Source organism: Nocardia panacis (assembly GCF_003598715.1).
GTDB classification, from domain to species: domain Bacteria; phylum Actinomycetota; class Actinomycetes; order Mycobacteriales; family Mycobacteriaceae; genus Nocardia; species Nocardia panacis.
Window position 1 is genome coordinate 199,443 of the sequence record NZ_QZFU01000013.1, and the last position, 25,044, is coordinate 224,486.

Consider the following 25,044-nt stretch of genomic DNA (forward strand, 5'->3'; position numbering starts at 1 on the left):
GCTACCGGAGGTCGATCAGGCGGTGTTCGGTGGTCTGCGGGTGGGTCGGCATGGACCACAGCGGGCACACCGGTGCCGTCCTGCGGTCGCATTCGGAGCTGCGCAGCGTCCGGTCGAGGTGGTCGTAGGCGGCGCATCCGCCGCCGCACAGTGAACCGTGTGGGCAGCCAAGGCAATTCGAGCTGACCTGGTTGACGAGGGTCAGTTCGGTGACTCCGGCGGGGGCGGCGGTTCGGGGCACGATCTGCCCGTCGCGGACGGCGCCGTAGTGCAGGTCGGTGTCGAAGAACGCCGAGCAGATATAGACCCGGCCGTCGGGGAATATCGCGAGGCGTTCCAGGTTTCGTGCGGTGCAGCCGCCGTACCCGGCCTTCCGTAGATCGGCCAGTTGGCTCACGTTCACGAACGCGGGCGGGTAGAAGATCCGTGCCCGCTTGCCCGCTGCTGCCCGGCGGATCTGCTCGCACAGTCGCATCCATTCCGGTGGCGCCAGTTGGAGTTCGGGCCGGTCCCGGCCGAGGCCGGTCGGGGTGAAGTAGTGGAACGACAGCATTTCCAGGCCGAGTTGTTCGGCGAGGTCGATCGCGTCGGGCACGTCGGCGGCGTTGTCGCGGGTGATGGTGAAGATGGCGCGGGTTTGGAATCCGGCGGCCACGGCGCGCTTCATGCTGGCCAGCAGTGGCTGCCAGGTGTTGGGGCCGCGCATCGTTTCGTGGGTGTCGGCGTGGGCTCCGTCCATGCTGAAGGAGAACGAGTCGATCCGTTCGTCCAGGGTCGGCCAGGTCCGGGCTGGAATGAGGCCGTTGGTGGTCACGACCACCTTGAAGCCCTGGTGTTTGCACACGTCGAGGATTTCGTCGAGCTGTGGGTGCGTGGTCGGTTCCCCGCCGAGCAGATACACCTTGTACTGGCCGTAGGTGATGCGCGCTCAATACCGCAGCCAGGTCGCCACCGGCATCGGGAAGCGGGCACGCCCCGGGATCGGGCGTCGGTTCGGTCAGGGGCGGTCGTCCCTCGAATACCGTTGCCCGCCAGGCCAAGTCGGAACCGAACCAACGTTCCAACCCGATCCCGACCGGCGTGTGCATCCACTCGCCCGTATTCTCCTGCGCGGTCCAGGTGGTCGCGATCGTCGCTTGTCGAGAACCGTCGGGCAGCTTCAAACGGCCCTTGTAGTCCTGTGTTCGTGGCATCGGCCACTGGGTGAAGTACCGCGCCGCGCGCTCGGTGAGTACGTCGAGCACACCATCGGGGTCGTGCACGCAGATCTTGGGTTCCTCGAGCATCTTGAACACCACATCGCCCTTGCGGAACACCGACAACGGGCAGTCGGCCTGATAACACGCCGAATGTTGGATGGCGGGCACAGTCGCGAGACAACTTTCGGTGTAGGTCAGCAGCGCGTCGAGCGTTGCCATGTCGAATACCTCGCCGACGTGGTCGAACTTCAATCCCGCCACGCGATGCAACTCCCGGAACCGGTCGGCGAACAGCGCCTCGCACTCACGGTGTGACTCGGCGAGGATCACCACGGTATCGACGTCGCTCGTTGGCTTCTGTGCGCCACGCGCATAGGAGCCGCCGACATAGGCGGCAATCAGATTGTCGCCGAACACTTCTCGGGCCATCTCCACAGTGCGGGCGGCGATCGGCGGTGGGGTCATCCGGCAATTCCTTCCGTCATTGGGGTAACAGAGGGGCCGAGGATGCCCTCGGCAGCGGCGAGGCCACCGACACCGGCCTGGAGAATGCCCTGGGCCAGGCCGGCGCAATCACCCGCGGCATACAACCTCGACACGGAGGTCTCGAGGCTCGGCGACACGACCAACTCGTCCCAGGTGTTCTCCAGTTCGAGCCCGATCACCCCGACCTGCTCCTCATGAGCGGTGCCGGAACCGGCGAAGAACCCGATCAGGTCATCGAACGCCGAAAGAAGTGCCGTACGCACGGTGGACGGCAGGATGCCGGCCAGGTTGGCCATCCGATAGTCCCGCACCGATGGGGTGACGCCCGAGCGTGCGGTGAACTCCTCCACGCTCGCGCACCCCAACCGGATCGCGCGGAAGTCCGGAAGCCATTGCAGCACGGGCTTTCCCGGCCGGTCCGGACGAAGCCGCCGGTACGGGGTCAACAGGTCGGTTTCGATACGTGTGGTGTCCCAGGGGCGGCCGTCGTCGTCGCGCAGTTGCGCCAGCAACGCGAAGTTCGCGGTGGCATCGGTAGCGGGTTCTGCGATCACGTGCCCGTCCAGCAGCGTGTACCCCTCCATGGCGTAATCGGTGAACTTGATCCGCCCGCCACCGGCACCCGAACAGAAGCAGAACGTCTTGACCTTCACCCCATTCCTGGTCAGCGTCGTCTTGAAATCCTCATGCACCGCCGCGCCCCCACGCAGAAGCTCGGCCGCCATCTCGAAACGCACACCAACCGACGGAACCGGAGGCGCGAAATCCACACCCAGAACACGGATCTGGCGATGCCACCAGCTCCGCCCCCGCCGTCCGACCGCGACTACCACCGACCCTGCCCGCACCAGGTACTCGCCCTGGCGTCGATCACGAAGGCGTGCGACCCACCCCGCAGGAGGCACCGGGGTCAGCGACAGAACTTCGGTGCCCAACCGCAGCTCCAATCCAGCGGTGGCGGATACCCGATCATGCATCCGGTCGAGCATCGCCATCACCTCTACCGAGGTCAGGGGCACTACCGGATAGTCCTTCACCGGGAACGGCGACCACCCACGTACGCCACGAAACGACGGCACCCCTGTCCCGAGCCATGTCCGCAGTGCCTCGTTCTCGAGCCTCGCCGCTCGCGCCGGCCCCAACAGTTCGGCCAGCCGTCGGCCACTGGGAAACCGCGACAGCTTGACTCCGTCGCCGTAGTGGACACAGCCGCCGAACCCGGAGATCACGTTGCAAATTCCTTTGCAGCCAAGGCATGAGCGCATCAACTCGACAGGACATACCCGGACCGTGTGCGCGCGCCCGGCATCGACGAGCAGCACCTCACCACCGCCCGCGCTCAGTTTGTCTGCGGCGATGATTCCCGCAGGCCCCGCACCGACCACCAGCACATCGACATCCGCACCGAAACGTTCCCGGATTCGGGGGAGGTTCGATCCGGTCACGGGCGCGGCCGGATCGACAAACACAGTGTTCATATGAATCCCCTTTACTAGCAGTGGATTTGGGAACTGGATGAGCGGGATACCCACTGCTGGGCCGTGACAGCGGTGTATCCAGGGCGGCAGAGACCCGACGCGCCCCCGTGCACCGGCACCGGGCGACTCGCGGCGGTGCGCATCCAGCGCGGCGTTTCGCCGCTGGAGATCTGGTTCCACGACAGGTCGGACGGCCCGGTCCGTCTGGACCTGGACTACTGCGGCTACCTGGAGGCGTTAGTGCGCACCAAGGGATGCTTCGGATGGCAATACCTGTTCGCGGACGTTTCCCTCGCGGATCACGAACACCACCACTCCCTCGACAACATGCGACGGATGCTCGAAGTGTTCCCGAAACTTTTCCCGGAACACGACTACACCGACCTTGCGGAACGATTGAACCAGCGGTTGTAGCCGGTCAACTCGGCACGCCGTCGGATTCGATGAGTTGACCCGGATTTTGTGCGAAAACGATCTGTCCGGTGCGAACACGGACCGTTCGGCGCTGCGGGAAGCGCTGGGATCGGAGACCAGCCGTCCCGCGAAAGCCATTCGCGCGCGGGATGTTTCGCGGTTGACCAGTGACTACGACCTGGACGGAGAGTTGATGAAGCCGGGCCGCGGTCAGGGGTGCGGTACGTATTCGTCAAGGACACCGAATACGACGACCGGAGCGGGGCGCATGGTCCGACTCTCTCCCTGTCCAGGAGATTCTCGGTGTTGGTTTCGCGGTACTCGGCCGCTTCGGCAACCTTCACCATGAAACTCTGGGTTCGCCACTCGGTGCGGCATCACAAGGGCGGTGTGAACCGCTCAGGCGGCAAAGCCCCTTCTCCGCCGAGGGTGTCAGGAACTCGACCCTCGAGGAACGCCACCTGTACACGGCCGGCGTCGCGGCTACGGTGTCGGTTCGGCGGGCTTCGGCGCGGGCCAGAGCGCGGAGGGTTTCGCGCACCATCGGGTTGTAGCGGGCCTGTGCGGGCGCGATGGTTCGTGCGGTCGCGAGTGCATCGAATGCGCGTCCGATCGCCATTCAGCAAGTAAGCGCGCGAGACGTCGATCCAATGCCTGCCGACGCTCGCTCTGGGCATGTCGGCCGGAATCACGAGTGCCGATGCTCGGTTCATCACCCGCTCGGCAACGTTGTTGGCGAGATGTTCATACCGGGAAGTTCGGCTACAGCATGAAGGTGAGTCCGAAATGTGCGCCCAGCCGATTGAGTGCCTCCGGGTCGCCGAAGACAGCTTGCCCGCTCAGGTTCTCGTCATGGTGATCCACGGCGCAGAAGCACTCAACGGAGTCCCAGGGGATTCCCGTGATGCACGTGGCGAAGGCGATACCGGCTTCGATATCCTCGTCCTCGTCGTAGGGTTTGCCTACCGACCACGACTCGGTCTCATCGTTGCAGTCGAATTGGAGCTCCCATCGCGTGTCGTTCTCGACCAGTCGCACGTTGGTGATGCTCACCAAGCCACGAGAACAGGAGGCGATCTCCTGCAACTCGGCCTCGTACCGCCGCAGCCGCTCGTCGTCGTCGGCCTCGTCGATCCCGCGAAACGTCTTGTAGTCGAACGTGTACCGGATCCCCAAGGTACTGAGCAGGTTGAGCACAGCCGCTTGGACGCTGTGACCGTTGTAACTCAACGGTTTATCACGCTTGTCCGGTTCCAATGTCCGCTCCGGTGTGGACGCGTCGATGAGACCCAGTTCGACGATCAGGTCTACGACTTCGCCGACGGTGGGCTCGGAACCCATCCAGTCCTCCTCGGGATTCGACCGTTTCGGCGAGCAGAGTATCCCTTCTCGCGTAACCCTCCCGCCTGAACGTATTCCCAGACCGGGCACGACACCGATGGCGAAGCCTTACCGATTGACCCGGCAGCGGTGGGGAAGCGGCGGGCCGCCAGTCACGGGAAATGCTCGACGCGGGAATAGTGTTGGCGGGCACGGACCTTCGCGCCCCGGTGGTGCCGAACCCTTGGAGAACATGCTCGTCGCGAAGATACTCGGGTGGGGGCTGTTGGCCGGGACGGCCCATATCGCCGCTATGGCCCTGCTCTACGGTCGTCCTTCGGTGGCGCGGCTGCGCCCACCAACCGGGGGCGGTGGTGCGGGTGTCGGTTCTGGTGGGCGCGGGTTGGCGGTGCGGCTGCTCGGGAGTCAGGTCGAGGTGTATGTGATGACCGTCGGCTATCTCTGGTTGCATCCGCTGTTGCCGGTCGGTGGGCTGCTGGGCGCGGTCGGGTTGGCGGGGTTGTTCGCGGCGCTGCGGGTGTGCGCGCCGGTGTGGGCGCTGTGGGCACGGGGCGCGTACTCGCGCGGGTATCTCACGGTGGAGGTGGCCGCCGGGGTGCTGGGCAGCCTCGTCGTCGTGCTGACGTTGTGGACGCTCGACTGAAAGCCGGCACTCATGGCTGGGACTCGAACCGGTCGATGTCCCGATGGTCGAGCAGGAGCAGGCAGTAGTGGTGCAACTGAACGGGATCCGGCGCCAACGCCAGTGATGCCACGGGGTTGGCCCCGGAGCATCACGTAAATGATTGTGGCCGTTGCTATTTCTTCCCGGGTCCGCTGTTGGCGTTGGTCGCGGCCACCGATTGCGCCCTGCCGACAAACCCTGACGAGGCTGTACTGCTGTCAGGATTGCGCGCGCCCGCCGACTGGAGTGCGCAGGCCCTGCCGGCAATACCGCGAAACCGCCTGCTCGAAAAGGGGGTCAGAATCGCTGGAGTATCCGGATGTTCTCCGGCCGCACCCAGCGGGCGTCGGTGAAGTTGGGGAAGTGGCGGAGCAGGCCGAGGTTGTCCTTGGTGGGGCGGGTGCCGTCGAACAGGGCGGCGGTGGCGTCGTCGGCGGGGAAGACGCAGGCCGCGGCGACATCGTAGAAGGGGATGGACGGGTCCAGGTTGACGACGGGGATGGCGCCGCCCGCGGCGGCGGGGCGGTCCTGCACGGGGATGTCGGTGCGGTGCTGGATGCCGGAGTCGTACCAGATGACCGGGGAGGGGACGCGCAGAACGATGAATCGTGCCGCGGCGGCGTCGGGGACGCGGGTTGTGCCTTCGTCGTCGAAGCCGGTCACTCCGCCCCATTCGACGTCCTGCAGGGTCTCGCGGCCCGCCGCGAACGTGGCCAGCGCGACCTTGGTGCGGAAAGGTGTCGTCAATGCGGCAGGCCCGGCCTGTTGCGCCGGTGGGATCCACACTTCCTCGTGCTGTTGGCGCACACCGGGGCCGGCGCCGGGGCGGATGGCGGGCTGGTTCTGCCAGTGCAGGGTGGCTTCGCTGCGGGTGAGTCCGGTCGCGGTCTCGAGGTGGCTGAAGACCGGTCCGGGTTGGATCAGGCTCTCGCTCGGGGCTTCGGCTTGGGTGTAGAAGAACACGAGCAGGGTTCCGGTGTCGGGATGGGCGGCGCGGGTGGCGGCGAGGACCGGTTCGAGTCGCGCCAATTCCCGTCGCACCCGGCCGGTTTGGATGTAGTCGTTGATCAGGTTCAACGCGAAGTTGACGCCCATGAACGCCAGGGTCAGTCCGGCGATCTGCGCGGTGCCGCGCGGGTCGGGGCCGCCGACCTGGATCGGACGCATGTCGGGTGTTCCGACGCGCGCGGTGGTGGTGGACTTCGCGGCGCCTCCTGCGGGCGCTCCGGCAGACGATGCCGTGCTCGAGGGTGTGGCCTTCACACCGCCGCCCGCGGGCGGCGGGGCGGCGGGCGGCGCTCCGGCCGGTGGCGGTGGCGTACCTCCGCCGCCCACGCCGCCTCCGGTGGGTCCGCGCGTGACGACGCCGGTCGGGGAGATGCTGATGGGGTCCAGGCCCATCAGTCGCCTGGCGACGTTGTAGTCCTTGGGGATATTGGCCGCGGGGGACAGGGCGAGGGCTTCGGGCGAGACGCGCACCCCAATTGCTTCTCCACGCTCCTGGCGTTGTTGCGGAAGGCCCGGTCGGTGCTGAAGACCTCGCCGCCGACCCGTTTCGCGGCGGCGACCAGTTGTGCGTCGTTGGGCGAGAGCACGGTGGTGCCACCGACCTGGTTCGCCACCAGGATGTCGACCCGTTCTTCCACCGGCACGAACGACGGATCCACCGGGAAGCCGAGATCTTTGACCAGTTCCTTGTTCGCGGCGACGGTCTGCGGGTTCGTCGGCTTGTTCACCAGTTCGTGATAGGTCCACTGCGAGATGCGCAGTTCCGCGCCCGCGGCGCGCAAACCCTGCAGGGCGTTGGCCACGCCGGTGTTGTTGCGCCCGAGTTGGGCGTCGAGGATCTCCGCGTCCAGGTAGATGATGCGACGCGGCGGCGCGGGCGGGGCGCCACCGCCGGGCGGCGTCTGCCGCAGCAGCACCGGATGCGCGCCCGCGGCCGCTGTCGGACGGTGGGCGCGGGCCGCCGTCTCCAGCGGGTGGTCGACGCCCGCGACCTCGATCCGCGCGCCCGCCCGCACCGGCGCGGTCCCGCGTTGCACCACGTGCGCCAATTCGTGGGTCAGCGTCTCCTGTCCGGCGGTGGTGCCCGGCGCGTACTGTCCGGCGGCGAACACCACATCCCGCCCCACCGTGTACGCGCGGGCTCCGACGGCGGCGGCGGATTCGGCGGCGCGGCCGTCGCTGTGCACCCGGACCCGGCTGAAGTCGCTGCCGAACCGGGCGCCCATCTCGGTGCGGGTCCGCTCGTCGAGGGGCTCGCCCCGCGATCGCAGCACTTCGTGCACGATCGCGGGCGCTGTCGTCGGGTGCGCCTGCCGCGCGCCGAGGAAACCAGCCATGACGAATCCCCCTCGTAGTCCGGTTCATCGAGCGTACTGCGGGCTTCCGGTCGAACAAGGGGGAATTGTCGTTCAGGGGTGTGCGGCGGGTTCGTGGACGGAGTCGACCGGGTCGGTGGCGTAGAGGCGGTCGATCTCGACGGCGTATTTGGCGGCGATCGGTTTGCGGCGCAGTTTCATGGTGAGGGTGATCTCGTCGCCGCCGGGTTCCCAGAAGGCGGGCAGCACGGTGAAGCGTTTGATCTGTTCGACGCGGGACAGGGCGGCGTTGCCCGCGGCGATACCGCGCGCGATCTCGGCGACGACGCCGGGTTCGGCGGCCAAGGCGGCGGGCGCGGTGTCGGTGAGTCCGTGTTGGGCGGCGTAGGGGGCGGCGGAGTCGGCGTCGAGGACGATCAGGGCCGTGTTGTAGGGGCGGGCGTCGCCGATGGCGGCGATCTCGCCGATCAGCGGGGTCGCGGCCTTCATGGCGTTCTCGATGTTGGCGGGCGACATGTTCTTGCCCGCCGAACTGATGAGCAGTTCCTTCTTGCGGTCCACCACGTGCAGGTAGCCCTCGGCGTCCTCGGTGAGGATGTCGCCGGTGTGCAACCACCCCTCGGCGTCGACCGCTTCGGCGGTCCGTTCCGGATCCTTGCGGTAGCCGCGCATGACCAGCGGGCCGCGGATGAGGAATTCGCCGTCCGCGCCGACGCGGGTCGACATGCCGGGCAGGACGCGCCCGACCGAGCCGAGCCGGATCTGCCCGGGCGGGCTGACCGAGGCCACGCAGCTCAGCTCCGACATGCCCCACACCTCCGAGATGGGGATCCCGAGCCCGTAGAAGAAGGCGAGGGTCCGCGCCGGGATCGGCGCGGCGCCCGACAGCGCCCACCGCAACTGATCGAGTCCGAGCTTCGCGCGCAGCCCCGACAGGACGCGGGCGTCGGCCTCGGCCCACGCGGCGGCCAGGTCCGGGTCCGGCGGGGTGCGGTTCAGGGCCGCTTCCGCGCGCCGCCCGGCGACCTCGAACGCCTCCTCGAGCGCCGCCTTGCGGGCGGGATCGGGTTCGCCCGCGACGGAGAATTCGATGGCGGCCTTGAACTTCTCCCACACTCGGGGGACCGCGCCCCAGATGGTGGGGCGGGTGTCGACCAGTGCGGCGGGCAGCCGGGTGCGGTCGGGGACGACGGTGAGTTGCACGCCGTGGATCTCGTGCAGGTACAGGGCGGTGAACCGGTCGGCCATGTGCGCCGAGGGCAGGTAGGAGGTTTGGCGGTCGCCGAAGCGCACGGGCATGACGGCGGTGAACGCCCGGTCCTCGGCGAGCAGGTTGGCGTGGGTGACCTCCACACCCTTGGGGTTGCCGGTGGTGCCGGAGGTGTAGACGAGGGTGGCGATGTCCTCGGCGCGCACCGCCCGCCATGTGGCCTCGAAGTCGAAGTCCGGTCGCGCCGACGCCGTCAACTCGGCCATGGTCAGTGTGCCGGGCAGAGCGGTGTCGGTCCGGTCGATGCGGACGATGATGTCGACGGGCACTCCGCAGCCCCGGATCCGTTCGACGTACTGTTCCTCGCAGAACACCACCTTGTTGCCCGCGTTGGCGAACACGTGGGCGAGCTGGTCGGGGGCCAGGGTGTTGTACACCGAGAAGGAGGTGGCGCCGACGTGCTGCGCGCCGACCTCGATCGGATAGAACTCGACGCGGTTGGCCATCATGAGCGCGACGGTGTCGCCGCGGCCGACGCCGAGGCCCGCGAGTCCGGCGGCGACGGCGCGGACCTGGTCGGCGTAGTCGCGCCAGGTCAGGGTGTGGGTGTCGCCGACGGTGCGCACGGCGACGGCGGCGGGGTCTATGGCGGCGGTGGCCTGGAATGCGGCGCAGAGGGTGTTCGGTTCGGTCATCGGATCTCATTCGCTACGTTGTTGCCTTGCCGCCACGGTAGGCGGGTCGGTGCGCTGGGTGCTGCGGTTTCGCGGGATCGGCGCCGCCACCGGTCGGCGTTGTGCGCCTCCGGTGGCGAAACGCGGTGCGGCCGACGATGTTTCGCGCCGAAGGCCGACCCGTTCCCGCGATGACGCGGGCGGGGTCCTCCGGTGCCGATCCCACCCGCCGGTCATCGGGCGATCGTACCGGATCACGTTGGGGCGCACTGGAATTCATTTGACTTCCGGTGCCGGGATCTGTTCGCGACGCGGGGCGGGAACTCGCCCGCCGCGAAACCTCAGCGTCCGAACCAGCGGTCGATCTGGTCGACGCCGTTGGGCAGGAACGCGCACAGCAGGTGCTCGCAGGGGAATTCCTCGAAACGCACCGACGCGCCCGCCGCGGTCCAGGTGCGGGCCAGGGCGCGGGCGCCTTCGACGGGCACCCATTCGTCGAAGGTGCCGTGCCACAGGTAGATCGGCATCGTGGGAGTCTGCCCGCCCGCCTTCGTCTCGCGCAGGATGCGGTCGGCGACGGCGGTGGTGTACGGGTCGGTGGTGGTGAAGGCGCGCAGCGGGATCGGCAGGACCCCGAGGGCGGCGGCGTCGGCGCAGAAATCGCGCACGAGAGCGCCCGCGGCGCGACCGGTGTCGGTGAGCAGGTCGAACGCGTCGGGATTGGCCCGCGCCAAGCCGAGGGCCGCCATCAGGTACAGCATCGAGGCGGGCGGATGACCGTCCATCGTCTCGCGCAGCAGGCTCAGATCGGCGGGGGTGCCGCCCGCGACCGCGCCCGCCATCCGGAGTTCGGGGGCATAGCGGGGTTGCAGTTGCGCCGCCCACACGGTGGCGATCGCGCCGCCGCTGTAACCGATCATCGCGGTCGGGCTGCCCGCGAGTCCGGCGGGCGGGAAGGCCAGCGCGGCCGTGATCCCGTCGAGGACCTCCCGCCCCAGGGTGGGGCCGTGCGCGTAGGCCATGGCAGGCCCCTGGTAGTCGGTCATGACGACGGCGTACCCGCGCCACAGCAACTGCCGGGTGATATCGGGAACCTCGAGGCTGACGGACTCCACCAACTGATAGGACGGGTTGCATTGGCGGCCGAGCCCGTCGATGGCGTAATTGTTGGCCACCACGCGACCGTTCCAGTCGCGCGGTTTGAGCACGGTGGTCAACGCCGCGATGGGGGTGTCGTCGGCGGCGTCGCTGCGGAACCACACCTGCCACGCCGACGCGTCGGTGCTCACCCCGAGGGGCGGCGCGAGCCGCACCGACCGCGCGCCCAGCACGGCGCCGCGCGGGATCGCGCTCAGATCCCCGAAATCCATGTCCAGGAAGCTGTCCCCGGTCGGATCCGGATAGAGCGCGTCGAACCGCCCCGGCTGCGCCGCCGACCCTCCCGCGGTCGCGACGAGCAGCACCAGGACGCCGATGGCCGACCACGCGCGCAGGCTCACGGCGCAGACAGTAACCGACCGTGCCGCGCGGGCACGGGATTTGCGCCGCCGCGACCGGCGGACGCGACGGAATGTGTTCGGCGCGTGGGGGTTCGACCCCGGCGGGCGAGGGCTCGGGGTGTCGGTTACCCTTTTGCGGATGTCACGGGTCCTCACCAAGGAGCAGTACTTCACTGCGGCGCTCGAGGTGTTGGCCGAGTGCGGTTTCAAGGGGCTCAATATCGGGGTGCTGTGCCGGGGTCTGGGAGTGACCAGCGGCTCCTTCTACCACCATTTCGGCGGGTGGCCCACCTTCGTGACGGCGCTGCTCGAACATTGGGAGCGGCAGCAGGTGCTCATCCCTCATCCGAGTTGCTCGTCGAGGTAGCACCACCGCCACGCCTCGCCCGGTTCGACGCTGCGCATGACCGGATGCCCGCTGGAGAGGTGGTGGCGGGTGGCATGGTTGCCGACCGAGGAATCGCAGCAGCCGATATGCCCGCAGCCCAGGCACATTCGCAGATGCACCCAGGTCAGTCCCGCGTCGAGGCATTCGCGGCAGACGTCGGGTCCCACCGGGTCGACCACCAGCGGCGCGGCCCGCAGGTGGGCGCATTCGGCGGTGATCGGCGCGGCGAGGGTCTCGTCGCGGTCGTCGTCGGTCTCGGCGTAGCGGTCGATCATCGATTCCTCGAGGTCGAGGCGGGCCAGCACGTATTGCAGGATCTGGTAGTCCGCGCCGCCCGCGTCGCGCACGGCGAGCACGGTCTCGCGTTCGGCGCGCAGCATGAGCAGGCGCAGTCGCCGGTATTCGGCGGTGGGAGTGGCGATCTCGGCCTCGGGGCGGCCCAGCCGCTCCCAGGCGGAGTTGGTGCGCCAGGTGAGTCGGTCGCGCAGCGAATCCACGACGGTGTCCGGGGTGTCGGGAGTGCGGTGCCGATCCAGCGCGGCCAGCCCGGCGGTGGTGGCCTGCTGCAGCAGGTTCGCCTTCTGCAGAGCGTCCTCGGCGCGGCTGGGTCCGCGCAGCCGCAGCCGCCGCACCAGCGGCGCGAGGGTGGTGCCCTGCACGAGCAGGGTGCCCGCGACCACGACCAGCGCCAACAGTTTCAACACCGGTAGTTGCGGGGTGTCGGCGGGCAGCAGCAGCACCGCGGCCAGGGTGACCACGCCGCGCATCCCCGCCCATGACACGATCGTCGCGGCCGCGTACCCGTTGTCGGTCTCGCCGGGGCGGCGCAGCAGCCGCGACCACGGGAACACCCACGCCGGTCGCGCCAGCACCACCACCGCCCACACGGCGAGCACCGCCAGCACGAGGGTGCGATGGTCCAGGTCGGAGCCCCACGCCTGTTCCAGAATGGCCCGCATCTGCAGGCCGATGATCAGGAACACCGCGCTCTCCAGAATGAACTGCACGGTGCGCCAGTTGGTGCGTTCGGAGATCCGGGAGGCCGCGCTCTGCCAGACCGGCGCGTTGTGGCCCAGGATCATCCCGCACACCACCACCGCGATCACCCCCGACGCGCCGATCGCCTCCGCGGGCAGGTAGGCCAGGAACGGCGCGAGGAACGACAGCGTGGTGTCCTGCACCGGGTCGCTGATCCGACGCCGCAGCACCGCGAGCAGGTAGGCCAGCGCGATCCCGATCGCCGCACCGCCGCCCGCCGCGAGCAGGAAATCCCCACCCGCCTGCCACACCGACACCGTGCCCGCCGTCGCCGCCAGCGCGGTCCGCACCGTGACCAGGGCGGTCGCGTCGTTGACCATCGACTCGTCCTCGAGGACGGTCACCACCCGGCGCGGCATCCCGATGCGGCGCGCGATCCCGGTGGCGGCGACCGCGTCGGTGGGGGCCACGATCGCGCCCAACGCGACCGCCGTCGCGAACGGCACCGGCAGGATCGCCCACACCACCGCCGCCACCGCGAACGCGCTGAACAGCACCAGCCCGACCGACAGCAGCGCGATGGTGCGCAGGTTCGCGCGGAAGTCGACCAGCGAGGTGCGGATGGCGGCGGTGTAGAGCAGCGGCGGCAGCAGACCCAGCATGATGATCTCCGGATCCGGATGCACCTGCGGCACGAACGGCAGATACGACGCCGCCACCCCGGCCAGGGTCAGCAGCAGCGGTTCGGAGATCCCGAACCGGCGCGCCGCGCCCGCCAACGCCGCCGCCGACGCCACCAGCACCACCAACCCGACCGCGACATGCACTGTCGCATTCTGACAGAACATTCCGCCCGGTTCGCGCCGCGATCGGCGATGCTGGAGCGATGGACTCCTGGTATCCGCATCGCGGTCACCGCGTATACGTCCGTGAGGAGGGCGCGGCGGGTCCGGACCTGCTGTGCCTGCACGGATTCCCCACCTCCGGCCGGGACTGGCGGGCGATCATGCCCGCGCTGCGGACCCGTTTCCGGGTGCTGGCGCCCGACATGCTCGGCTTCGGCCGCTCCGCCAAACCCCGCCACTACCCGTACTCGATCCTCGATCAGGCCGACCTGCACGAGAACCTGCTGCGCGCCAAGGGGATCCGCCGCGCGCACCTGCTGGCCCACGACTACGGCGACAGTGTCGCCCAGGAGCTGCTGGTCCGCGCCCGCGCCCGCGCCGCCGCCGGGGACCATTCACTGCGGCTCGCCTCGGTGTGCCTGCTCAACGGCGGACTGTTCCCCGAAGCGCACCATCCGCTGATCCAGCAGCGTCTGCTGGCGGGTCCGCTCGGCCCCGCCCTGTCGGCCCTCACCACCGAAACCCTCTTCACCCGCGCCCTGTCCTCGGTGTTCATCGATCCGCCCGAACCCGCCGAACTGCGTCGCGACTGGCTGCTGTGGTGCGCCCGCCACGGCCACCGCAACACCCACCGGCTGCTCGGCTACCTGGCCGAACGCCGCCGCTACCGCGCCCGCTGGGTCGGCGTGTTGGAGAACTCCGCCGTCCCACTGCGTTTCGTCTGCGGTCTGGCCGACCCGGTCTCCGGCAGCGATATGGCCGACCGCTACCGCCTGCTCGTCTCCGATCCGGATCTGGTCGCGTTCCCGGATGTCGGGCACTATCCCCAACTGGAAGCGCCGGGACGCACCCTCGCGGCGTTCCTCGACTTCCACGACACCAGGGTCGATCCCTGAAATCCCTTGTCCGGCGCGCATCGGCCACCATGGGTCCATGGTCACTCGGGACGAATTGGTTCGCGCCGCCGCGCGCGAGAACGCGCAGTGGTGCGAGGTGATGTGCCGGACGCACGGGACGGTCGGGGAGTTCGAGGCCGCCGTGTGGTCGAGTGCGCGTCGGACGCCGCCGCTGTATCCCGACGCGGTGACGTTGCGTCCGGAGGCGACCGCCGCCGAGGTTCTGGCGCGGATCGATCGCGAGTCGCCCGGCGCGTCGGTCAAGGACAGTTTCGGTTGTCTCGACCTGTCCGAGGCCGGATTCGGTGTGCTGTTCGAGGCGCACTGGATCCATCGGCCCGCGAGTCGACCGCGGCCGGCGACAGTACGGCCGTGGGTCCGTATCGGCGACGCGGAGTTGAGCGGGTGGGTGGCCGCGTGGAGCGGCGGTGAGCTGCCCGGTTGGGTGTTCCGGCCGGAACTGCTTGCCGCGGAATCCGTTTCGCTGCTGGGGTGCCGGGAGCACGGCCGATTCGTCGCCGGGGCGGTCGTGCATCGCGCCGGGCCGCTCGTCGGGGTGTCGAATCTGTTCTATGCGGGCATCCCGGCGGAGGACGCCTGGTCGGGGTGTCTGAACGCTATCGCTCGATGGTGGCCGGGCCACGCCGTCGTCGGCTACGAGCAGGGCGATGATCTGGCGGCGGCCGTCGGGCACGGGTTCGATCCGATCGGTGTGGTTCGCGTCTGGACGGATGTGGCTCGAGCGGGCGCGAACGCCCACGATCGCGGGTAGCGGACCGACCCGCCCCCTCACAGAGGCGGTCGAAGACCCACGTACTGGCCCGGATGCTCCTGCGCCGTGCGGGCGGTGCTGCGGTTCAACGCCCAGTTCGGTGCGACCAGGGCCTGGCAGGCGTGGCACCGCCACGCCGCCGACGCGGGCTGGGCCGTGTGACTTCGCTCCTCGGTCTTGGCACGGGGCGTCCGATGCCGGAAGGTATTTCGGTGACCGTTTGCCAGACATCCTCCCGCGCCGAGCTCCACCCCGCGCTGGCTCGGAGGTTCAGTCCCGTCCGGTTCGACCCGTCCGTTGTGGTCGATTCCGGTCAGGTCGACACCTTGCTCGACGCGGCCCGCAGAGCTCCGTCGGCGGGGAATTCCCAGCCGTGGATGTTCGTGGTCGGACTGCGAGGCGACGAGGTGCACTCGCGAATCGTTCCCCATCTGGCGCGCAGCTCCGCGCGGTGGGCGCCCGCGGCCGCGCTGCTGGTGATCAACCTCGCGCAGGTCCGTGTCGCGGACATGCCGGACTGGGAGTACTCCGAGTTCGCCCACTACGACCTCGGCCAGGCGGTCGCCCACATGACGGTGCAGGGACTCGCGATCGGTTTGGACGCGCACCAGTTCCGTGCCTTCGACCGGGAGGCGGTGGCCGCCGAATTCGCCGTGCCCTCGCACTGGGAGGTCACCTCGATGACCGCCTTCGGGGTCGCGGACCACCTGCCCGGCGAACTGCCCTCGCCGGGCACCAGCCGGGACAGGCACGACATCGAGCGGATCACCTGGGCGCGAGCCTCATCGGTGTGAGCGCGCCTCGGCCGTCACGTCCCGGTCACCGGGTCGAATCCGCGTCGGGAAAGAAGATCGCTTCGATGGGTCGGTCGAAGATCGCGGCGATGCGGAAGGCCAGCGGCAGGCTCGGGTCGTAGCGACCGGTTTCCAGGGCGTTGATGGTTTGCCGGGAGACGCCGAGTCGATCGGCGAGCATCGCCTGAGTCCAGCTGTGGCGCTCACGCAGAGCGCGCAACTGGTTCCTCATCGACGCCACCGGATCTGCCCGGCCACCACCCAACCCGTCATCCCGGCGCCGAAGATGATCCACCCGCCGATGGGCAGCGTCGCGAACAGGCCGGCGATATCGAGCAGGCCGACGACCATCGCGGTGATCATGGCGGCGGCGAACCCGCCTGCCAGCCCGCGCAACAGCAGCAACCGCTGATAGTCGTCGATGCGGCCGATGTGACGCCACACCGCCCGCACTATCCACAGCGCGGGCAGCGCCGGGAGCACCGCCCACAGGTAGCGCCACGGGCTGTGCCCGTCCAGATTCCCCCAGAATCCCACCGCGGCGAGCACCACCAGATAGCCGATCATGCCCGGCCAGAAATCCCGCTGATAGGACCATGCGCGTGCCCGATCGCCCGCACTCCCTATGTAAAGCTCGCTTGTCATGACTCCAGTATCGAAACCGCGCCGATCTGCGTCAAGGAAACTTTCCCTCACCGGTGGGTCGACCGCAGCGGCACCGCACTTGGCGATCAGGCACAGCCCGGACGCTGCGGTCGAGGCGGGCGATCGCGAGCGACCAGCCGACGGTGCGGCCCCGGCGGGCGCCCGCGATAGATTCCCGCTCTCACGACACTTCGGGGCACCGGGGCTGCGTTTCGGTGCGGGTTCCGGTGGCGGCGCAGTGGCGGATGGTGTCGAGGAGCCGGTGCAGGTGCAGGGCGGCAGCGAAATCGGGGACGGTGCGTTCGCCGGTGCGCAGGTCGGTGGCCAGGCGGGCGTAGAGGGCGGCGACGTTGCGGACTTCGACCGGCAAAGCGCCGGTGGGGGATTCGGTGAGATCCTGCCAGGTGGAATCCGGGCCTCGGGAGCCGAGGACGCGCAGGTCGCTCATCTGGATGCCGCCCGGACCGGACGGGGGTGCGCTGACGACGACGAGATCGCCTTCGGTGCCGGAGATCTCGATTCGGGTGCGGCCGTCGGTGAGTTTGCCGTCGTGGATGTGGGCGGAGACGACCGCGCCGCCGGCGGTGACGCCGTGCAGGAGCAGGTGATCGGGGCTGGTCGCCGCGACGGGTTCGCCGGATTCGGCGACGACGAGGCGGGGATGGCGCACGGCGAGGTCGGCGGTGAGCGCGGTCAGGTCGCCGATGAGGTATTCGAGGGCGTCGAGGGTGTGTCCGCCCGCGACTTCGAGCAGGCCGGCGCCGTTGTCGGCGTCGAGGGTGTAGGCGGCCCACTGCGGTATCCGACCGTCGGCGCCCTTGCCGCGCGCCGCGTACACGGTGGCCGAGACGACCTGTCCCACATAGCCTTCCGCCAGCAGGGCGCGGGCGCGCCGGACGGCGGGGGACAGGCGGGCCTGCAATCCGACGACGTGGCGGCGGTCGGAGTCGGCCGCGAGTGCCGCCGCGGCCGCGGCTTCGGCGGTGGTGCGGGTGAGCGGCCATTCGCAGTAGACGTGTTTGCCCGCCGCCTGCGCGGCCGCGATCAGTTCGGTGTGCGCGGGGACCTTCACCGTGATCACGACCAGATCGACCTCCGGATGTTCGGCCAGTTCGCGGGCGTCGGTGCAGGCATGCGCCGCCCCGAACACCCGCGCGGCCCGCTCGGCGCTGTCGCGGCGGCTGGTGCCGACGGCGGTGAGTTCGAACTCCGGCAGCGTGCGCAGGGCGGGGATGTGCGCCCGCGCGGCCCATCCCCGTTCCGGACTCGCGCCGAGGACACCCACCCGGATCTTGTTCGACACATCCACTCCCATCGATAAACGGACCAAAGGAGTCCGATTACGCAACCCTAGCTAAACGGACGCCGATGGTCCACTTGCTAGAGTGATCGACATGCGCGCCGTCGACCGACTGCTGTCCGACACCCCCGACACCCCCCGCGCCGATGCCCGCCGCAACCTCGAACGCCTCATCGCCGCCGCCCGCACCGCCCTCGCCGACACCGGCGTCACCGTCACCGCGGGCGAGATCGCGCGCCGCGCCGGCGTCGGAAAGGGCACCTTCTACCGTCGCGTCCCCTCCCTCGACACCCTCCTGCACGCCGTGCTCCACGAGATCCTCACCGAGATCACCACTGCCGCCGAACGCGCCGACACCGACCCGGACCCCTGGCGCGGATTCACCGAATTCGCCACCGCCTACGTCGGATTGCGCGCCGAGAGCTGCGGCGTCAACGACATCCTCACCACCCCGGCCCCCGACCTCGACGCCACCGTCGCCGACATCCGCGACGCCCTGCACCGCCTGGTCGCCCGCGCCCAGCACGCCGGAGTCCTGCGCGCCGACCTCACCTGGCACGACATCGCCTTCGTCCTCGCCGCCGTCCCCACCCCACCGAGCACCCTCGGCCTCACCGCCGCCCCCGACCAGTGGACCCGCACCCTGCGCATCGTCCTCGACGGACTCAGACCCGCCCCGGATCCGGCCCAGTAGGGCCGACGGCGAAGAAAACCGCATTCGGTCTGCGGAATTCCCACGGCAGTTCGTCATCCGACCAGTCCTGATGGACGCCCCAATCGAGATGCCCGACGCCCTCACCCACGATCACACGCCAGGTCAGTGGCTGCAATTTCGCGATCACCCGACAGGGAACGCTTCCGGCGACCCTGGTCCGGTGGCATTCGTAACGCACGGCCGTCAGATTACCGGCCATCCGCCACTGTTCGACTTCCCGCGTTCATTCTTCGACAGCGCGGCACACTCGGCAGGCGTTCGGGGCGGCATCGAAATCGGTTTGGTCGCCGCCGCGGTCCGTGACATGATCCGGCCCGTGAACGGTAGGGACGGTGGCGTGTTGGTGGATCTCGATCTGGATGCGATCAGTCGGTGGGCCGCAGAGGTTTCCGTCGCAGCAGAGCGGCGCCCGATCTCCCGGCACATCGATGAATTCGGGGTCGAGGACGTGGGCATGCGGGACCCCGCCCGACTACTCGGGAACAGCGCGAGCGCCTTCGAGGCACTCTGTCGAGGTGTCGACCGGACGAATCGGCTGGGCGTCGCCGCCGGTCTGGTTCTTCCATTGGAGGTGACCGACGCGCTGCCCGCACCGAGGTCACTGCGCACCGGGATCGACTTTCTGCGCGAACATCTGCATCGAGACGAACCGCCCGGCCTCTATCTGCTGCCCGTGGACAGTTTCAGCCAGTGGTCCGATCGCGACGAAGACTATCGGTTCCCCTTCGATCCTCGAAGTGTTGTCGACATTCCGGTCGATTCGGCATTCGTCCGATACCTGCGAAGCGACAACGAGATCGCGATCGACGACGTCTACCACGGGGCGATCTATTTGATCCGATCACCCAAGGCGCAACCCGTCGGATAACGGACCAGGTGGCCCGCGGAAGATCAGCGTCGGAGGGCGGCGAGAACCGTGCGGGCCTGATGGTCGGCGCCGAGCTGATTGGGGTGGAACGGGACCGCCGGGCCGACCGGGTTGACAGACAAGGGAATCAGACCTTCGACCCAGCGGACGCCGGGGGCCTGGCAGGCGTCGTGCCCGCCGCTCCCGGCGTAGGTGTCGACGAATTCCACCTTTTGGGCACGCGCCACCTCGGCGAGCATCCGGTCCAGTTCCAGGAGTTTGTTCCCCAACCAGCTCGCGTCCGCGTCCGAGATCGGAATGACCGGGAAACAGCCGCCCGTCGTGCCGATACCAGCCAGATAGTCGACCAGCAGGATCCGGGCGCGCGGCGCACGCGCGCGGATACCGTCGATGGCGGCCGAGATCTTCGGCGCGGCGGCCGCGATCCGCTGCGTCATCGCGTCCACACCGTCGCGCACGTATGTGTCCCGGCACACCGCCGTGCCGGGATCGCCTGTCACGCATTCGGAGACAGCGGACGCCAAGCCGATATCGTTGCCGCCGATCTCCAATGTCACCAGATCCGTGCCCGGCCCGAGCCGATCGAACTGCGGCGGATTGTCCGCGCCCACCGGAAGCGATTGCGGCTCGGTCAAATTCGCGGTCGTCGCCCCACCACAGGTGGCATCGACGAACCGCGCGGGCCCCAATGCCGCCGCGACCTGCTTCGGATAGTTGCCCGCGCTCTGCGCACATCCCACCGGCACGAACCGCGCACTCACCTGACTCAGCGTCGCGTCGGCAGCCCACGAATCACCCAGCGCCACATACTCGCCCACACCCGACGCCTCCGCCGCCGCAGGCCCCGCACCCCCACTCGCGAGCACCACCGCACCCGCCACCAGACCCGACACCACCCGACCCGTTCCGCCTCTTGACACGCCGACAGTCAACCGTCACCCCACCCACCTGCGCAACCCGACCCCGAAACCCCCACGCCCGCAATCCTTTCACCGCACGCAATTCCGCACGCGGTGCACCGAAACGCCCGAGCCCAACATTCGCCTGCCGAACCCGAACCCATTCGACAGGCGATACGTGCATCGACGATTCCGCTGCGGATTCCAGGATTCGGCGGGCCGACCACGCAGCCCCTCGGTTCATCGCGATTCGCCGACTCGGGCGCAGGGAGCCGGGCCGCATCAGGCGCGCCCCCGGATATGGTCCGCCTCATACGACGGGACCCGACTGATACGACGCCGCGGACCCACCTCGCGCCCGCCGGGGAATCCATGCGAACCACCGTCACGGTGCTCACCGGCGAACAGTGGCTTCCCCCTTCCACTTTCAACATATATCGCACAGGGGGCCTTGCGGCAAGACCCGGGTCGGGGTGCAGAATCTCCGGGCGAAGCCGGGACCTGCGGGTTTCGCGGCATAGGGTCGGGCACGGCCGCGATCGACAACCGACGTACTTGGGAGATGCAGTGGTTGATACCGACAGCGGCGCGACGACCTACGTGCTGGGTTTCGAACAGATCGATCGTGGGCGGATCGCGCTGGTCGGCGGGAAGGGCGCGAACCTGGGGGAGTTGTCGCGGATCGAGGGCACGCGCGTGCCCGCCGGCTTCTGCGTGACCACCGACGCCTACCGTCGTGTGGTCGCGGACGCGCTGGAGGATCGGCTCGATCAACTGTCGCATCCGAATATCGAGAACCTGGCAGCGCTCGCCGCCGACGCTCGCCGAATCATCGAGGCGATCCCGATTCCCGACGAGGTGGCGGTGGCGATCGCCGGCCGCCTGGATGCGAACACGGCCTACGCCGTACGGTCCAGCGCCACTGCCGAAGACCTGCCGACCGCGTCGTTCGCGGGCCAGCAGGACACCTTCCTGAACATCATCGGACCCGAGGCCGTCCTCGAACATGTCCGATTGTGCTGGGCGTCCCTGTTCACCGAACGCGCCGTCGCCTACCGCGTGCGCAACGGGTTCGACCACCGCAAGGTCCACATGGCCGTGGTGGTGCAGCGGATGGTGTTCCCGGAGGTGTCGGGCATCCTGTTCACCGCCGACCCCCTCTCCGGCAACCGCGGGATCGCCAGTATCGACGCCGGTTTCGGCCTCGGCGAGGCCATGGTGTCCGGTCTGGTGAACACCGACGTCTACAAGGTCCGCGACGACACGCTGATCGAGAAGACGATCGCCACCAAACATCTCGCCCTGCACGCCGCCCCCGAAGGCGGAACACGAGAGCACACCCTCGCCCCCGAGCTGCGGCGACAACCCGCACTGACCGACGAGCGAGCCATCCGGCTCGCGCATCTGGGACGCCGCGTCGAAGCGCACTTCGGCGCGCCTCAGGACATCGAATGGTGCCTGACCGGCGACGAATTCCGGATCGTGCAGAGCAGGCCCATCACCGCCCTGTTCCCCGTCCCACCCACCGACGACGCCGACAATCACATCTATCTTTCCGTCGGCCACCAGCAGATGATGACCGACCCGATGAAACCCCTGGGCCTGTCCATCTGGCAGCTCACCACACCTCGCCCGATGGCCGAGGCGGGCGGACGACTGTTCGTCGACGCCACCGACCGCCTCGCCTCGGCGACCGGTCGCGCCCAGTTCCTCGAATTCTCCGGAAAAACCGATCCGCTGATGCGCGACGCCCTGCTGAGCGTCCTCGAACGCGGCGACTTCGACCTGACTCCGCCCGAGCGGGAACCCGGCGAACTGCTCCCCGGCCGCGACGCGGACCCCATCGACACCGACCCCGCGATCGTCGCGGACCTGATCGCCCGCACCCGCACCTCCCTGGCCGTCCTGGACCGCGACATCCGGGAAAAATACGGACCCGAACTGTTCGACTTCATCCTGGCCGACTTCCGGGAACTGCGCCGACTCATGTCCGATCCGCGCAGCCATCAGGCGATCCTCGCGGGAACGGACGCGACCTGGTGGCTCAACGAACAGATGCGAACCTGGCTGGGCGAACCGAACGCCGCCGACATCCTCAGCCAGTCCGCCCCCGACAACATCACCTCGGAGATGGGACTCGACCTGCTCGACGTCGCCGACGCCGTCCGCCCGCACCCGCACGTGGTCGAATTCCTGCGCGGCGCCGACAACGACACCTTCCTCGACGAACTGCCCGAACTCCCCGGCGGTCGCGAAGCATCCGCCGCGATCCGCTGCTACCTCGACAAATACGGGATGCGCTGCGTCGGGGAGATCGACATCACCCGACCGCGCTGGAGCGAACACCCCACCGCCCTGCTGCCCGCCCTGCTCACCAATATCGACAACTTCCCGCCCGGTGAGAGCCGACGCCGCTTCGAACGGGGACTCAACGAAGCGGCGAAAAAGGAAGACGAACTGCTCCAACGCCTCCGCTCCCTCCCGGACGGCGCCGCGAAAGCCGAACAGACCAAGGCGATGATCGACCGCCTGCGCACCTTCGTCGGCTACCGCGAATTCCCCAAGTACGGCATCGTCAGCCGCTACTTCGTCTACAAGAAGGCCCTGCTCGCCGAGGCCGACCGGCAAGTCGAGGCGGGCGTCCTGCGAGACCGCGAAGACATCCACTACCTCCGGCTCCAGGAATTCCACGACGTCGCCCGCACCGGAAAGGTCGACAACCGACTCATCCGCGCCCGCGAAGAAGCGTTCCGCGCCTACCAAACCCTCACCCCGCCAAGGGTGCTCACCTCCGACGGCGAAACCTTCTCCGGCTCCTACCGCCGCGAGAACCTCCCCGCCGACGCCCTCGCCGGCCTGCCCGTCTCCACCGGCACCGTCGAAGGCCGCGCCCGCGTCGTCGGGGACCTGACCGAAGCCGACCTCGCACCCGGCGACATCCTCGTCACCGCCTACACCGATCCCAGTTGGTCGCCCGTATTCGTCACCCTCGGTGGACTCGTCACCGAAGTCGGCGGCCTGCTGACCCACGGCGCGGTCATCGCCAGGGAATACGGCCTGCCGGCCGTCGTCGGAGTCGCGGATGCCACCCGACTGATCCGCGACGGACAACGCATCCGCGTCAACGGAACCGACGGCTACGTCGAGATCTTGCCGTAGCACGCTCGAAAAAGACCATCCGCCATGACGACCCACGCACCGTCGCCTATGCTGACGGCAACAGCCCAAGCCGACACAACCGAATAGCAGGCCGCGAAGAGTCGTCGCGGGAGAGTTCACGCGTAGGGAAGTTCACCTGCGCGGGACGCCGAAGGAGCAAACTCCCCGGAATCTCTCAGGTACAGGTACCGCATCGACCAGGCCACTCTGAAAAGCAGGCGCACCCGCGCCTCACCCACGGTGCAAACCGCTTCTCGCGGTGAAGCTCTCAGGTCCCATGACAGAGGGGGAGTATCCGACCAACCGGGCCGAGACGCCCGGCTACCAGAGGATCTCCCATGACCGTCCGCGACGCGCGCGCGAGCACGCCCCTGACCGACCTGCACACCCGCCTCGGCGCCACCCTGACCGACTACGCGGGTTGGCGCATGCCCCTGCGCTACGACAGCGAACTGGCCGAACACCACGCCGTCCGCACCGCCGCCGGACTCTTCGACCTGTCCCACATGGGGGAGATCGAGATCACCGGCCCCGAGGCCGGACGCATGCTCGACCACGCCCTCACCGGACACCTCTCCGCCGTCGCGGTCGGCCGCGCCCGCTACACCATGCTCTGCCACGACAACGGCGCCATCCTCGACGACCTCGTCGTCTACCACACCGACCCGGACCGCTACCTCGTCGTCGCCAACGCCGCCAACACCACCGTCGTGCACATCCTGTTGCGCGACCGCGCCCACGGCTTCGCCGTCGAGGTCACCGACCGCACCCGCGAACACGCCCTGCTCGCCGTCCAAGGTCCCGGCGCCGCCGCCATTCTCGCCCCGCTCACCGGCACCGACCCCACGAGCCTGAAGTACTACTCCGCCACCCGAACCACCCTCGCCGACACCCCGATCCTGCTCGCCCGCACCGGATACACCGGCGAGGACGGCTTCGAGATCTACTGTCCACCCGAGGTCGCGACCCACCTGTGGCAGACCATCACCGAGGCCGGAACGCCGCACGGACTGCGGCCCGCCGGGCTCGCCGCCCGCGACACCCTGCGCCTGGAAGCGGGAATGCCGCTCTACGGCAACGAACTCCACGTCGGACTCACCCCGTACGAGGCCGGACTCGGCCGCGTCGTCGCCCACCGCAAACCCGGCGACTTCGTCGGCCGCACCGCCCTCGCCCACCGCCGCGACACCGGCCCGCAACGGCTGCTCGTCGGCCTCATCGCCGACGGCCGTCGCGCGGGGCGCCACGGCTACCGGGTCCTCGCGGGCGACCGCGTCATCGGCGAGATCACCAGCGGCGCACTCTCACCCACCCTCGGCCACCCCATCGCCATGGCCCTGCTCGACCTCGACCACACCGAGCCCGGCACGCCGGTCGACATCGACCTGCGCGGACAGCGCCTCCCCGCCGCGGTCACCACGCTGCCCTTCTACACACGTTCCTGAAAACCCCACGCCACCAACGCCCAACCGCCACACCGGCGGTGTCCCCGGCAT

23 protein-coding genes, 1 pseudogene and 2 riboswitches are annotated in these 25,044 nt (G+C 68.9%); of the genes and pseudogenes, 10 read left to right on the forward strand and 14 right to left on the reverse strand.

What is annotated here, in order from left to right:
- Position 1: 1 nt before the first annotated feature.
- The 3 genes and pseudogenes from D5S18_RS05920 to D5S18_RS05930 all read right to left on the reverse strand — a co-directional run bounded on the left by D5S18_RS05920 (position 2) and on the right by D5S18_RS05930 (position 3,154).
- The gene (locus D5S18_RS05920) at positions 2-901 is read right to left on the reverse strand and encodes a radical SAM/SPASM domain-containing protein (protein ID WP_120038787.1); all 900 of its coding nucleotides are present in this window, start codon (positions 899-901) and stop codon (positions 2-4) included.
- Positions 902-1,490: 589 nt separating this feature from the next.
- Positions 1,491-1,664 (reverse strand): annotated as a pseudogene (locus D5S18_RS36350) (nucleotidyltransferase domain-containing protein); the annotation flags it as partial.
- Complete coding sequence (locus D5S18_RS05930) at positions 1,661-3,154, reverse strand: FAD-dependent monooxygenase (protein WP_147403859.1); 1,494 nt, start codon at positions 3,152-3,154, stop codon at positions 1,661-1,663. The pseudogene D5S18_RS36350 and the gene D5S18_RS05930, both read right to left, overlap by 4 nt.
- Positions 3,155-3,298: 144 nt before the next feature.
- On the opposite strand from D5S18_RS05930, the gene D5S18_RS05935 reads away from it, so the two are divergent.
- Positions 3,299-3,577 (forward strand): hypothetical protein, encoded by a 279-nt coding sequence (locus tag D5S18_RS05935; RefSeq protein WP_120038789.1) that lies wholly within the window; start codon positions 3,299-3,301, stop codon positions 3,575-3,577.
- A 762-nt stretch (positions 3,578-4,339) separates the two neighbouring features.
- Here D5S18_RS05935 and D5S18_RS05945 read toward each other — a convergent pair.
- Positions 4,340-4,918, reverse strand: coding sequence for a hypothetical protein (locus tag D5S18_RS05945; protein ID WP_120038791.1), 579 nt, complete (start codon positions 4,916-4,918; stop codon positions 4,340-4,342).
- Positions 4,919-5,150: 232 nt separating this feature from the next.
- Here D5S18_RS05945 and D5S18_RS05950 point away from each other — a divergent pair, with 232 nt between their 5' ends.
- A complete protein-coding gene (locus D5S18_RS05950) occupies positions 5,151-5,561 on the forward strand; it encodes a hypothetical protein (RefSeq protein ID WP_120038792.1) in 411 nt (136 codons plus the stop codon).
- A 318-nt stretch (positions 5,562-5,879) separates the two neighbouring features.
- On the opposite strand, the gene D5S18_RS05955 is transcribed toward D5S18_RS05950, so the two are convergent.
- The 4 genes from D5S18_RS05955 to D5S18_RS05970 all read right to left on the reverse strand — a co-directional run bounded on the left by D5S18_RS05955 (position 5,880) and on the right by D5S18_RS05970 (position 11,289).
- Entirely contained in the window at positions 5,880-7,061 is a 1,182-nt protein-coding gene (locus D5S18_RS05955) for a hypothetical protein (RefSeq protein ID WP_120038793.1), read from the reverse strand.
- Complete coding sequence (locus D5S18_RS05960; protein WP_120038794.1) at positions 6,983-7,927, reverse strand: eCIS core domain-containing protein; 945 nt, start codon at positions 7,925-7,927, stop codon at positions 6,983-6,985. Before D5S18_RS05960 ends, D5S18_RS05955 begins: the two co-directional genes overlap by 79 nt.
- Before the next feature lie 72 nt (positions 7,928-7,999).
- On the reverse strand, positions 8,000-9,811 hold the full coding sequence (gene fadD11 / locus D5S18_RS05965; RefSeq protein ID WP_120038795.1) for a fatty acid--CoA ligase FadD11: 1,812 nt from the start codon (positions 9,809-9,811) through the stop codon (positions 8,000-8,002).
- A gap of 320 nt (positions 9,812-10,131) precedes the next feature.
- Entirely contained in the window at positions 10,132-11,289 is a 1,158-nt protein-coding gene (locus D5S18_RS05970; protein ID WP_120038796.1) for a lipase family protein, read from the reverse strand.
- A 139-nt stretch (positions 11,290-11,428) separates the two neighbouring features.
- Here D5S18_RS05970 and D5S18_RS05975 point away from each other — a divergent pair, with 139 nt between their 5' ends.
- Positions 11,429-11,656, forward strand: a complete 228-nt coding sequence (locus tag D5S18_RS05975; protein ID WP_239003564.1) for a TetR/AcrR family transcriptional regulator — start codon at positions 11,429-11,431, stop codon at positions 11,654-11,656.
- Here the strand turns inward: D5S18_RS05975 and D5S18_RS05980 are convergent.
- Entirely contained in the window at positions 11,632-13,482 is a 1,851-nt protein-coding gene (locus D5S18_RS05980) for a Na+/H+ antiporter (RefSeq protein ID WP_120038855.1), read from the reverse strand. The genes D5S18_RS05975 and D5S18_RS05980 overlap by 25 nt on opposite strands.
- A gap of 59 nt (positions 13,483-13,541) precedes the next feature.
- Here D5S18_RS05980 and D5S18_RS05985 point away from each other — a divergent pair, with 59 nt between their 5' ends.
- From D5S18_RS05985 to D5S18_RS06000, 3 genes are all read left to right on the forward strand, one after another.
- Positions 13,542-14,396, forward strand: a complete 855-nt coding sequence (locus D5S18_RS05985; protein WP_120038797.1) for an alpha/beta fold hydrolase — start codon at positions 13,542-13,544, stop codon at positions 14,394-14,396.
- 37 nt (positions 14,397-14,433) lie between these two features.
- On the forward strand, positions 14,434-15,168 hold the full coding sequence (locus D5S18_RS05990) for a hypothetical protein (RefSeq protein ID WP_120038798.1): 735 nt from the start codon (positions 14,434-14,436) through the stop codon (positions 15,166-15,168).
- Positions 15,169-15,380: 212 nt separating this feature from the next.
- Positions 15,381-15,962 (forward strand): nitroreductase family protein, encoded by a 582-nt coding sequence (locus D5S18_RS06000; RefSeq protein WP_203236615.1) that lies wholly within the window; start codon positions 15,381-15,383, stop codon positions 15,960-15,962.
- 25 nt (positions 15,963-15,987) lie between these two features.
- Here D5S18_RS06000 and D5S18_RS06005 read toward each other — a convergent pair whose 3' ends face one another.
- The 3 genes from D5S18_RS06005 to D5S18_RS06015 form a co-directional block, all read right to left on the reverse strand.
- A complete protein-coding gene (locus tag D5S18_RS06005; RefSeq protein WP_120038800.1) occupies positions 15,988-16,194 on the reverse strand; it encodes a helix-turn-helix transcriptional regulator in 207 nt (68 codons plus the stop codon).
- A complete protein-coding gene (locus D5S18_RS06010; RefSeq protein WP_120038801.1) occupies positions 16,191-16,607 on the reverse strand; it encodes a hypothetical protein in 417 nt (138 codons plus the stop codon). The genes D5S18_RS06005 and D5S18_RS06010 overlap by 4 nt, the downstream gene beginning before the upstream one ends.
- Before the next feature lie 181 nt (positions 16,608-16,788).
- Complete coding sequence (locus D5S18_RS06015) at positions 16,789-17,910, reverse strand: Gfo/Idh/MocA family protein (protein WP_162500969.1); 1,122 nt, start codon at positions 17,908-17,910, stop codon at positions 16,789-16,791.
- A 91-nt stretch (positions 17,911-18,001) separates the two neighbouring features.
- On the opposite strand from D5S18_RS06015, the gene D5S18_RS06020 reads away from it, so the two are divergent.
- On the forward strand, positions 18,002-18,601 hold the full coding sequence (locus tag D5S18_RS06020) for a TetR/AcrR family transcriptional regulator (protein ID WP_203236616.1): 600 nt from the start codon (positions 18,002-18,004) through the stop codon (positions 18,599-18,601).
- On the opposite strand, the gene D5S18_RS34360 is transcribed toward D5S18_RS06020, so the two are convergent.
- A complete protein-coding gene (locus tag D5S18_RS34360; RefSeq protein ID WP_147403860.1) occupies positions 18,573-18,800 on the reverse strand; it encodes a hypothetical protein in 228 nt (75 codons plus the stop codon). The genes D5S18_RS06020 and D5S18_RS34360 overlap by 29 nt on opposite strands.
- Here D5S18_RS34360 and D5S18_RS06025 point away from each other — a divergent pair.
- Entirely contained in the window at positions 18,783-19,490 is a 708-nt protein-coding gene (locus D5S18_RS06025; RefSeq protein ID WP_120038803.1) for a hypothetical protein, read from the forward strand. The genes D5S18_RS34360 and D5S18_RS06025 overlap by 18 nt on opposite strands.
- A gap of 23 nt (positions 19,491-19,513) precedes the next feature.
- On the opposite strand, the gene D5S18_RS06030 is transcribed toward D5S18_RS06025, so the two are convergent.
- Positions 19,514-20,410 (reverse strand): SGNH/GDSL hydrolase family protein, encoded by an 897-nt coding sequence (locus tag D5S18_RS06030; protein ID WP_158607808.1) that lies wholly within the window; start codon positions 20,408-20,410, stop codon positions 19,514-19,516.
- Between the two features lie 546 nt (positions 20,411-20,956).
- Here D5S18_RS06030 and rph point away from each other — a divergent pair.
- Positions 20,957-23,548 carry a rifamycin-inactivating phosphotransferase gene (gene rph / locus D5S18_RS06035; RefSeq protein WP_239003565.1) on the forward strand — a complete coding sequence of 864 codons (2,592 nt, stop codon included), beginning with the start codon at positions 20,957-20,959 and terminating at the stop codon, positions 23,546-23,548.
- Between the two features lie 97 nt (positions 23,549-23,645).
- A riboswitch (glycine riboswitch) is annotated at positions 23,646-23,749 on the forward strand.
- Positions 23,750-23,842, forward strand: a riboswitch (glycine riboswitch).
- Positions 23,843-23,886: 44 nt separating this feature from the next.
- Complete coding sequence (gene gcvT, locus D5S18_RS06040) at positions 23,887-24,993, forward strand: glycine cleavage system aminomethyltransferase GcvT (protein WP_120038806.1); 1,107 nt, start codon at positions 23,887-23,889, stop codon at positions 24,991-24,993.
- Positions 24,994-25,044 lie beyond the last annotated feature (51 nt).